Below are 10,359 nucleotides of genomic sequence, written 5' to 3'. Positions count from 1 at the left end.
AACTTAACGACATTGAATTAAAATTCTAAAAACTTGAATTAAAAGGTTGAATTAGGTTTTAATTATGTCATCAATCGTTTTTTATAGGAGTAAAATTTTGATCAAAATTTAATGTTATAATATTTATTTTCTACAAATTAAACACATCAATTATCTTCTAGTAAAAGGCTATACAAATATATTAAAAAAAATCATTGTACAAAAAAAAAGGGTTTGTTTTTTAAATATTTAAAAAACAAACCCTTTTTTTAAGAATATAATAAAATTATTTTTTAACTCTCAAAAGGCTTAAAGAATAAATAATGGCATGAACTACAGAAAAACCTAATGCAAAATAATACAAATACACATCATCAATATTTGGATCGCTATGATGAATAATTGCAATAATAATTAAGGCAATAACCATTGCTAAACCTGAAAATGCAACAGTTTTATAGTTATTAAAACTAAATTCACCTTTGTTTAATATACTGTTTTTCATTCCATAAAAAATATAAATGTCAAAACCTATCATCATCCAAGCAATTAATCGAATCCATGTATCCAATGGTAAAAAAACCATCATACCAAGGCAAACTAATATACCTAAAATGGGTACCAATGGCACCATTGGAGTTTTAAAGGCACGTGGCACTTCGGGCATTTTGACACGCATGATCCATACGCCAAGACAAACTAATATAAAAGCAAAAAGGGTTCCTATACTTGTCATTTCGCCAACAACACGAGCAGGGATAAATGCTGCAAAAATACTAACAATGAGCATAAACAACATATTGTTTTTTGCAGGAGTTCTAAATTTTGGGTGTATTTCAGAAAACACTTTTGGCATTAAACCATCTTTACTCATAGAAAAAAACACTCTACTTTGTCCCATAAGCATCACTAGAATTACAGAAGCATATCCACCAAGAATAGCTAAAATAATAGCTTTATTTAACCAAGGAAAAGCAGGTATAACAGCTCCCGAAGCACTAACTTCGCCCATATTGTCTATGGCAATGGCTACAGGAGCAATTCCATCTGCACCAGCAAAAGCAGTATAATTGACTACCCCTGTCATTACATGTGCAAATAATATATACAATACAGTACAAATTCCTAACGACAATAAAATTCCAATAGGCATATCCTTTTTAGGGTTTTTAGCTTCTTGTGCAGCTGTTGAAACAGCATCAAAACCGATATAAGCAAAAAACACAATAGCTGCGGCTCTAATAATACCAGAAAAACCAAATTCGCCAAAAGTCCCTTTGTTTTCGGGAATATATGGAGTGTAATTTTCTGGTTTGATATATTGCCAACCTAAAGCAATAAAAATTAACACCACCGAAACTTTAAGCATTACAATAATTCCATTTACTGTTGCCGATTCTTTTGTTCCTCGCATCAAGATGAAAGACATGAGCATTACAATAAAAACAGCAGGAATATTTATCAAACCCCCTTCAAATGGCGAATGTGTAAAATTTTCGTTGAGATGAATTCCAAAACCATCGAGAAATTTAGTTAAATACCTGGACCAACTTATGGATACTGTGGCAGCCCCAACGGCATATTCGAGTACTAAATCCCATCCGATAATCCAAGCGATAAATTCACCCATTGTAGCAAATGAATAGGTGTAGGCACTTCCAGCAACGGGTATCATTGATGAAAATTCTGCATAGCACAATCCTGCAAATACACAACCGATAGCCGCTACAATAAACGAAATGGTTATGGCAGGCCCAGCATTAGATGCTGCTGCTAAACCAGTTATCGAAAATAACCCTGCGCCGATAATGGCTCCTACCCCCAAAGCAGTTAATCCTCTGGCGGTTAGCGTTCTTTTTAATCCTTTTTCAGATTCAGACGCTTCTTCTAATAATTGATTGATTGGTTTTCTTTTCCAAATAGACATAATTTTTCTATTTTAATTTAATTTGTTGGTTCAAATATATCAATTTTTTAATAATCTACAACATTTTTTATTTATTTCGTTTTTAAAACCAAAAACCTACGGCAAACCAAGTATTACCTTTGCCTGTTTCGGGCGAATAGGTTTGTTTAATTTCTATTGGGCCAATAACCGTTTCTATCCCATAGCCCAAGGCATATCCCGAATATTTGGATCTTGAAATCCAATTGACTTTTTCGAATAAATTATTTTCGATATTGGCAAAATTTGCCGAAAAATTCAAATGGTTTTTTTTGAAAATTTCATAATCCATCGTTACGGTTGCTTTTATATAGCTATTGCCCGAAACACTCAGAAAATCATATCCATAAAAAGGTTTGATGTTTTTTGTAGGATTAAAACCATAACCTCCAAACACAAAATCAAAAGCGGCTGTTTGTCTTTCGCCAATACTCAAACCCGCATCTGCCTGTACTGTGAGGGTGGTTTTTTTGTGAAAACTTCTTGCAATGCCAAAATCCACTTTTAATATGGAAAATGGTTTGAAATTGGTTTTTAATGTTGACGAATACAAATAGGTTTGAAAATCGCTACTGAAATAAAATCCTTTTTTTGGAAAATATTTATTGTCAAAATTGTCAAATTTCAATGCCAAATAACCACTTGCAAATTCGTTTTTTTCAATGATTTGAGCGTTATTATCTAAATTATTAGAGGATATTTTTAAATGATCAAACTCTGCTCCTATACCTAATAAAAATTGTTGTGCAAAAACTGTTTGCACATATATTTGGTTACTCAAACTGCTAAAATCAATGTTCAAACTTCGTAATCCTTCAAACTGCAAAAAGTTATTCTCTTTGAACTCAGAATATACATTTCTATTAAACACATTGTATTTTGATTTGACTCCAAAACTCCAATAAAATCCATTGTCAATATAATAGTCAAAATTATACCTAAAATTGTCTCCCAAAATTACGTCTATAGAGGCAACATCATTTTTAAACAATAATTTTTTTTGTGTCAAATTTAAAAGCAAACCACTTTTGTATAAACCATCATAGTGCATACCAAATTTTAGAAATGTTTTAACTCTATTTTCTTTTAACTCCATAATTAATTCGTTTTGACCATCGGAAGTTTGATGTATTTTGTAATTAATATCACTGAAGTTTTGTGTAGCATTGAGTTTATTTATTCCTAAATTCAAATCTGTAAATGTTATTTGACTTCCACCTCTAAATCCTAGTTTTCCAATAACATAATCATAAGTGTAATTTTTTAGATGGTTGATTTGGATAGAAGCAATACATATACTTTCGTTTATTGGTTTGGCCTCTTGTTTTGTATCATTATTTTGGACGGCAGTCAATGCTTTGAATTTTTCATAAACAGCAAATGCGGCTTCCTCGCCTTTTTTGATAATCGCTCGGCCTTCGTCAAACGATACAACACCATATTTTTCTATATCAGGTTTGATGTATATATCGGTTAGATTTTTTTTGGCTTGCATTTTTTCAATCATCTGAAGATTGGAAATTTGTGTAAAAATTTTAGTAGCATCTGTCAATGCTCGTCTGCCTTTCAAATCGTCTTGTACATCTACCCCAATGATGATATCGGCTCCCATTCTTCGTACCTCTTCTACAGGATAATTATTGGAAACACCGCCATCTACTATTAGTTTATGATCTATTTCTACGGGCATAAACAAAGTTGGAAATGCAGAACTAGCCAAAATAGCTTGAGGCAAATACCCTCCTTTAAACAGCACTTCTTTGCCCGTTTCAACATCCGTTCCTACGCAGACAAATGGGATTGGAAGTTTTGAAAAATCATTTATATTTCTAACATGGTGCGTTAATTTTGTAAGTAAATTGTAATTATAAAGGCCTTTTGATAATGCTAAAGGCAGTCCGATTCTGAATTTTCTGAAAGGAAGGGTTACGGCATACAATTCGTCATTTTTTTTCTCATAAAATGTTTTGGAGGACCTAGGTATAAAGTCTTTGATCAACTCATCAAAATCGGTCGATTTGAATATAGAATCAATTTGTTGTGCATTATAGCCCGAAGCATACAGCCCCCCAACTACAGAACCCATACTGGTGCCTCCAATATAATCGATTTTGACTCCTGCTTGTTCTAATACTTTTAAGACGCCAATGTGTGCAAACCCTTTGGCTCCTCCTCCGCTCAAAACCAAGCCCACTTTTGGCCTTTGATTTTGAGCATAACTGTATTGATAGCTCCATAAAAAACTCATGATGACTATCATTTTTAGAGACTGCCAAAAAATAGTATTGTCCTTCATTTGATGTTTTTGAAGTTGCATAACTTTTATTTTTTTAAACAAATTATTCCAAACGATGTATTAAGTATGACTTTTAAACACTTTTAAAATTTAAGTAATTTGATGATTAATATAAAAAAAAAGACCGTTGCAGAGCAGTTGTAGGTATCCGTTTTATGGATTGACTATCAGGGTATTATTGTCTTTTTTAACATCGGCCATCAAATTCAAAGGGTCTATGGTTATTTTTTTAATATTTTTTTTAGTTTGTTGTATATCAAATTGATACGTTGGATAGGCCCATGCCCAGTCTGTCAGTACAGTCCTTTTGATATCAGGCGTTGGGTTTGCTTTTTCGAAATGCATCATTCTCAATGGAATATAAAAATTTTCTGTAGAACCATCCGTATATGTGATATTCAAATCGATAGGCATTGGCATCCTACCTATTCTTTCCAACACGATACTGGTTTTTTCGCTATTGTCAATGACTTCTTTAATAGCATAATCAATAGTATTGGTAGTTGTAGTCCAATCTGTCAAATACCAATCCAGCGATGCACCAGATATTTTTTCTGCTACTCTTTTAAAATCGTTGGGTGTTGGGTGCTTGAATTGGAATGCAGTATAATATTGTTTCATGGTTTGCATCATCAAATCGTCGCCAATTAAATAACCCAATTGACGTGCAAACACACAACCTTTGCTGTATGACGTAATGCTATATACCCTGTTTTCATCAAATCTGTCGGCATGTGTGCTTTGTGGCTGTTCTTTTCCAGAATTGGCCATTGCCATATAACTTTTGTATTCAGCTTCAAATGGATTGTCCGTTTTTTTATCGGCAATGGCATTAACGCCCAAGTTTTCTATAAAAGTAGCAAAACCTTCGTCCATCCAACCGTGTTTGCTTTCGTTGGTTGCCAAGATGTGTTGAAACCACGAATGCCCCATCTCGTGTGCTATCAAGCCAGTCAATCCATCAAGGGTGCCTTCGCCAAGAATCAAGGTACACATAGCATACTCCATTCCGCCATCGCCTCCTTGGATAATACTGTATTGCTTATATGGATATTGACCAATTGTTTGGTTATAATATTGCATCAACTGAACCACTTTTGGCATTACAGCCTTCCAATTGTCAATAATTTTCGGATTGTTTTTATACAAAAAATGAAGCGTTGCACCATTTGGTACTTGAAGAACATCGTGCAAATAATTTTTATCTGCAGCCCATGTAAAATCATGTACATTTGGAGCTACAAAGTGCCATGTATTTGTTTTTTTCTTCGGCTCGTTTTTTACAACTACTCCCGCATCTTGGTAGCCATAACCTATTGCATTGGCATTTTCTAAATAGCCCGAAGCACCTAAAATGTAATCTTTGTCAATTGTAATTTGAACATCAAAATTACCCCAAACACCATGAAACTCTCTTGCAATATAGGGATCGGCATGCCAACCTTCAAAATCATATTCTGCAAGTTTTGGATACCATTGTGCCATCGACAATTCGACACCTTCTTTATTATTTCGACCAGAACGTCTAATTTGAACGGGGACTTGCCCTTCAAAATCCATTGTAAAAAGCGTTTTTGCATGAGGCAAAAGGGGAGTGCTTAATGTGATTTCTAATATGGTTCCTAGTTCTTTTGAAGTAGTAGCAATTCCATTTTGTTTCAAATTCGATACGTGTAAATACCCTATTTCATTTGGTAGCAATTTTGAAATCCGACTTTCTTTAACTTCCTTGTCGCCTATTTTAATTTTATTTACCATGCGAGCGTCAGGGTCTTTAATAGTTTGAAGTCGGGCATCCATTTCGCTTCCTGGTTGAAAAGCATTATTAAATAAATGAAAATATACTTTCTTTAAGGTATCAGGAGAATTGTTTGTATATTCTAAAATTTGATTCCCTTTATATTGGTATTTTTTGCTGTCCATAACTACTTTTATTTTGTAGTCCACATGTTGCTGCCAATAGCCATTTTGGGCTAAAACATTGCCAATGCTACTGCAAATCAGGGCGATGATCAATTTTTTTTTCATTTAAAATAAGGTCTATAAGGTTGAATATTTTCTAAACGTTCATGATAACGACTATCTATGAGCTGTAAACAAAATTAACAAAAATACAATAACTTGTTTTGTTTTTTGATATTTTTATCAATATTTTGATAATATTAACATTTTGTTTTCAATAATGGATAATAAACAAATGAAAGCCTCTGCTAAATTGAAATGGCTTTGTTGGTTTGGACTCTTATAAAATTAGAAAACCAAAAAAACCAATTTAATAGTTTTTTGGTTTTCAAAATAGTATTGTTTTTATTACAATATAATGGCATTTGAGGTTACCTATGGTTGTTTTAAGGTGTCATCTGGAGTTGCCGATGAAGGTTTTTCTGAAGCCCCAAACGGAGTGTCATCTGGAGTTACCGACGGATTTTCAACGGGTATTTGATAAACATCTTGCTGACTTAAATCATTCATATTGTTAGGATTGACTTCCTTATTTTCATTTGTTTCTTCTGTATGGATTGTTTCCTCCTCTGTATTATTTTTCGAGAAAAATCCCAATACTTTTTTCTTGAATGCACCAAAAAAGCCTAAAACAGCCAAAGCAATCAATTTTCCAAACTTGGCAATTAGAGCCAATATCCCAACTTTTGTAAGTACTTTACCAGCAACTAATCCGCCAATAGTCCAAGCGGCTACTTCGTCTATACTGCTGTCAAATTCTTCATATTTGTAACCGTCATTAAATTTTACTATATCCAATACTTGGTTTATGTCCTTTTGAACCAAAGGCAATTCCGATGTTTTGGCAATGGCATTGAGCACCAATACCCCTTTTCTGCCTAAAATACGAACGTTGTAGTTGAGAGTTGAATTTATAGAATCGGTGTCAAATTTAATTTCTTTTGCCCAATGCAATATTTTTCTTTCCTTGTCATAAAATGGTTTTGCTGCCCAGCCCACTAAATTGATTGCTCCATAACCTTCTTTTTTTCTGGCTTCGTTCTCTTCGTCTGTATCTTTTTTCATTTGCGTTAGCAGTTCATCATAATCTATTTCATCGGCATCATCATCTTTTACATAGCCAATTTCGTCATATTGAATATTAAAAACATAGCCATTGTCGCCCATGATGCTTTGTTTTTCGGGTAGGATTAATCCCATTGTAAGGTTATCAGATTTTGGATTTCCCCATAAATCCACGAGTACTTTTTCTGCTTGGATTGGGTTCAAATATTTGAATCCGTTTGGTACATTGATACTTCCTATGCCGTTTGCTAACTTGATTGTTCCATGCTCGTAATGGAATGATTTTTCGATAGAGTCTATTTGAGTAACTGTCAATTCTTGTGCTTAAGTGGATAGCCCAATCAAACACAGAGTAATGAATAAAGTGGTTTTGGTTATTAATTTTTTCATTTTTTGGAATTAGTTTAGTTTGTATTATATGTTACATATTATTTTTTACACTAATAAAATACTTATCAAATAATATATTCGACAAATTAAAAAAAAATATTTTAAACAAAAAAATTATTATTAAAATACTTTATAATTTCTATTTTAACCCCCTTAATTTTTAATAAAAAAATGTTAATACCCCATTTATACCCAATATACATAAAAAATAGTTCCATGTTGTGAAGTTATTTATTTGAAAAAATGAGCTAATTTCAACCAGTAAATGCAACTTTTTAGGTTTTGATAATACATAAATATAATGAATTTGGTAAAAAAAGCAGCTAAAAAATAGACGAATACAACTATAAATCGCAATAGAATCAAGTATTAAATATCCAATAACCAAACCCTTTCTTTCGATTTAGACACAAAAAAATCAGAGCCATACCTTTAAAAACATCACCTTATCTGGTGTCATTTGAAGTTCATAAAAACGAAGCATCGTATATGTTTACTCGGTCTTTCATACAGCTCAAAACCCAACTCAATACCCAAAATAGCATCAAAAACATCAGCAGCCGCCACTTTTGGCATTTTCACGCAGGTCCAGTTCCCGCCTTACGCTACAATCTTTTTGTTTTTAACGAAAAAACAAAAAGGATTTCCACTCCAGTCGGGGCTAGATTGCCACTTTTGGAGGTGTTCCCAAGTGCAAAGATTTTAAAAACCCTATCAGCGTTTGAAAAGCTGATAGGGTTTGAAAAATTATTTAGTTTTAAAACCACAAGTTTTTAGGATTGTGGTTTTTGGCTTTTTATCACTTTTCACGCGAGGGGATTCGCGCGGGAGCGGGGGGAACTTTAAACTTGTCTTCCAGAAAAGGCATAAACATATTTTTAAATGAAATTATTGAATTTGAACAAGCCATTCTAATATATTGATTTTCTTTAAATTTTTCACTTTTGTATTTTGACATAAATTCTGAAAGAATAAAATATACGTGATCTTCTTTTGACACGTAAAAATATCCTTGAAGATAAATAAAAAAATCATCAAAAGTGTTTATGTCAAAAAAAGATGCTCTATCTAGTAATGTTATTAAATGTTTAATATAAAAATCTTCGTTATTAAATCTCTTTTCTAAAACATTATCGTTGATGAAATCGTATTTTATGTTTTCGTTTTCGCTTAAAAAATCAGAATATAAACTTTTGAAAAACTCGATACTATTTGAATCAATTAAACTTAAAAAATATGGAATACTATAATTATTACAGGCTGGAAATTTTGTTCTTATATAACTTTCAAAACTTGAATAACAATCAACAAAGTCATTTTCAATGTTATTATTAATTAAGCAATGGTTAATACCATATATAAATAAATAAATATGTTCAATATTTTTTATTAGACCTTTTTCAATAAAAATATCTAAAATAACTAAAATATTATATTTACTAATTTGCACTTTCAACTTTTTTTGCATTTTGTAATAATGTTTTTCCATTTTGATAAGAACTTGGTCCTTTTCTAGGGATTATACCATCAATTTTTTTTATGTAATCCTCTTTTAGCATACCATTAGGATTCATATTGTCAAAAATAATAGTTTTACCATCAACTATTTTCTCTACAATATGATGATTAAAACCATAATCCGTATTTCCAGCCATAACCCTAACCTCATTTCCTAAACTTTTTATTGTTCCTCCTATTTTTTTTGCAATGTCTTCAGCATATTCAACACATTTATGTTGTTTTCCAGCCCATTTAGAAGAAGACGCTGTATTAACAATTTTGTCTAAAACCTTTTGTGATTGAGCAGAAATTTTCATTTCATATTTTGCTAAAGCTGCTAGCAAATGCTTGCTACCGCCTTCAGCAAAAACTACTCCACCTCTTTTTGCAGCTTGAGCTGCTGCAACTCTCGCTAAAACTTTGGATTCAGTTTTCAGAGCCATTTTAACTCCTGCTTTTAGTAGTCCTTTTCCTCCCGAACCCCCACCCAAAGTGCCAATATCAATTGCTAAGCCAACAATACCAATTGCTAAAGTTGTACCATCACCATCTCTAACCCCTCTAATTATATCTTTTATGCTTCCTACAACAGGAATAAAGTCTATAACATCAACCTGTTTTCCGTTCGGATCTATAAGTCTTAAAGGATTTTGATAACAATAAGAATATATTGAATGATTGAAAGAATTTTCTAAACCTCCATTATGGTCGCCATCAAAATAAAACTCATCATCCATAAAAGGGTTAAAGTTCGCCAACGGATCCACACTCGCCCAAATACTAATCCTCGGGTCATAATACCTTGCCCCATAATAATACAATCCACTTTCCTCATCCAGCTCCTTACCATTAAACTTATACGGTGAGTTGTGGCTGTCTTTATGCTCTTCAATGAACGTTTATCTCACATCGATTTTATTTTTTATTGGAGTTCGATGAATTTTATTTCCCCAAAAGCAAAGTACTCGCTATGTTGCGAAACCTCGCCCACAAAGTTAGTAATATAATTGGAACTTCCAAAGCCCCCCAGCCCCCGAAGGGGGAGTAAATGCCGTAAGAATGAAAAACTAGATTAATTTTGAAATTTTACTCAAGCAGTAGGTTTCAAAAAAATTAAAAAACCCTGCAGCATTTGAACGCCAACAGGGTTTGAAAAATTAAATTATTTGTAAAAAAAACTCAAATTTTTTATGAATTTTTATTTGGTTGAATCATAGTAATC

Annotated in this window: 7 protein-coding genes; 1 reads left to right on the top strand and 6 read right to left on the bottom strand. The window is 32.6% G+C overall.

Going from position 1 to position 10,359, the window contains the following annotated elements:
- Nucleotides 1-265 precede the first annotated feature (265 nt).
- The 4 genes from B0A58_RS08240 to B0A58_RS08225 form a co-directional block, all read right to left on the bottom strand.
- The gene (locus B0A58_RS08240) at nucleotides 266-1,906 is read right to left on the bottom strand and encodes an amino acid permease (protein WP_014082840.1); all 1,641 of its coding nucleotides are present in this window, start codon (nucleotides 1,904-1,906) and stop codon (nucleotides 266-268) included.
- 82 nt (nucleotides 1,907-1,988) lie between these two features.
- Complete coding sequence (locus tag B0A58_RS08235) at nucleotides 1,989-4,241, bottom strand: patatin-like phospholipase family protein (protein WP_089080667.1); 2,253 nt, start codon at nucleotides 4,239-4,241, stop codon at nucleotides 1,989-1,991.
- Between the two features lie 132 nt (nucleotides 4,242-4,373).
- On the bottom strand, nucleotides 4,374-6,248 hold the full coding sequence (locus B0A58_RS08230; protein ID WP_089080666.1) for a M1 family metallopeptidase: 1,875 nt from the start codon (nucleotides 6,246-6,248) through the stop codon (nucleotides 4,374-4,376).
- A 309-nt stretch (nucleotides 6,249-6,557) separates the two neighbouring features.
- A complete protein-coding gene (locus B0A58_RS08225; protein WP_089080665.1) occupies nucleotides 6,558-7,562 on the bottom strand; it encodes a DUF2167 domain-containing protein in 1,005 nt (334 codons plus the stop codon).
- A gap of 528 nt (nucleotides 7,563-8,090) precedes the next feature.
- Here B0A58_RS08225 and B0A58_RS08220 point away from each other — a divergent pair.
- The gene (locus tag B0A58_RS08220; RefSeq protein WP_133063097.1) at nucleotides 8,091-8,414 is read left to right on the top strand and encodes a hypothetical protein; all 324 of its coding nucleotides are present in this window, start codon (nucleotides 8,091-8,093) and stop codon (nucleotides 8,412-8,414) included.
- A 22-nt stretch (nucleotides 8,415-8,436) separates the two neighbouring features.
- Here the strand turns inward: B0A58_RS08220 and B0A58_RS08215 are convergent, their stop codons facing one another.
- Nucleotides 8,437-9,093: a hypothetical protein gene (locus B0A58_RS08215; RefSeq protein WP_133063096.1), complete on the bottom strand. Its 657-nt coding sequence runs from the start codon at nucleotides 9,091-9,093 to the stop codon at nucleotides 8,437-8,439.
- Entirely contained in the window at nucleotides 9,077-10,030 is a 954-nt protein-coding gene (locus tag B0A58_RS08210) for an RHS repeat domain-containing protein (RefSeq protein WP_207758837.1), read from the bottom strand. Before B0A58_RS08210 ends, B0A58_RS08215 begins: the two co-directional genes overlap by 17 nt.
- Nucleotides 10,031-10,359: the final 329 nt, after the last annotated feature.

Source organism: Flavobacterium branchiophilum NBRC 15030 = ATCC 35035 (genome assembly GCF_002217205.1).
GTDB classification, from domain to species: Bacteria; Bacteroidota; Bacteroidia; order Flavobacteriales; family Flavobacteriaceae; genus Flavobacterium; species Flavobacterium branchiophilum.
This window is presented reverse-complemented; position numbering and strand designations above follow the sequence as displayed.

Excerpts from the sequence above, each read along its gene's own strand:
- B0A58_RS08240 (WP_014082840.1), bottom strand. The coding sequence starts at position 1,906 with ATGTCTATTTGGAAAAGAAAACCAATCAATCAATTATTAGAAGAAGCG.
- B0A58_RS08230 (WP_089080666.1), bottom strand. The coding sequence starts at position 6,248 with ATGAAAAAAAAATTGATCATCGCCCTGATTTGCAGTAGCATTGGCAAT.
- B0A58_RS08235 (WP_089080667.1), bottom strand. The coding sequence starts at position 4,241 with ATGCAACTTCAAAAACATCAAATGAAGGACAATACTATTTTTTGGCAG.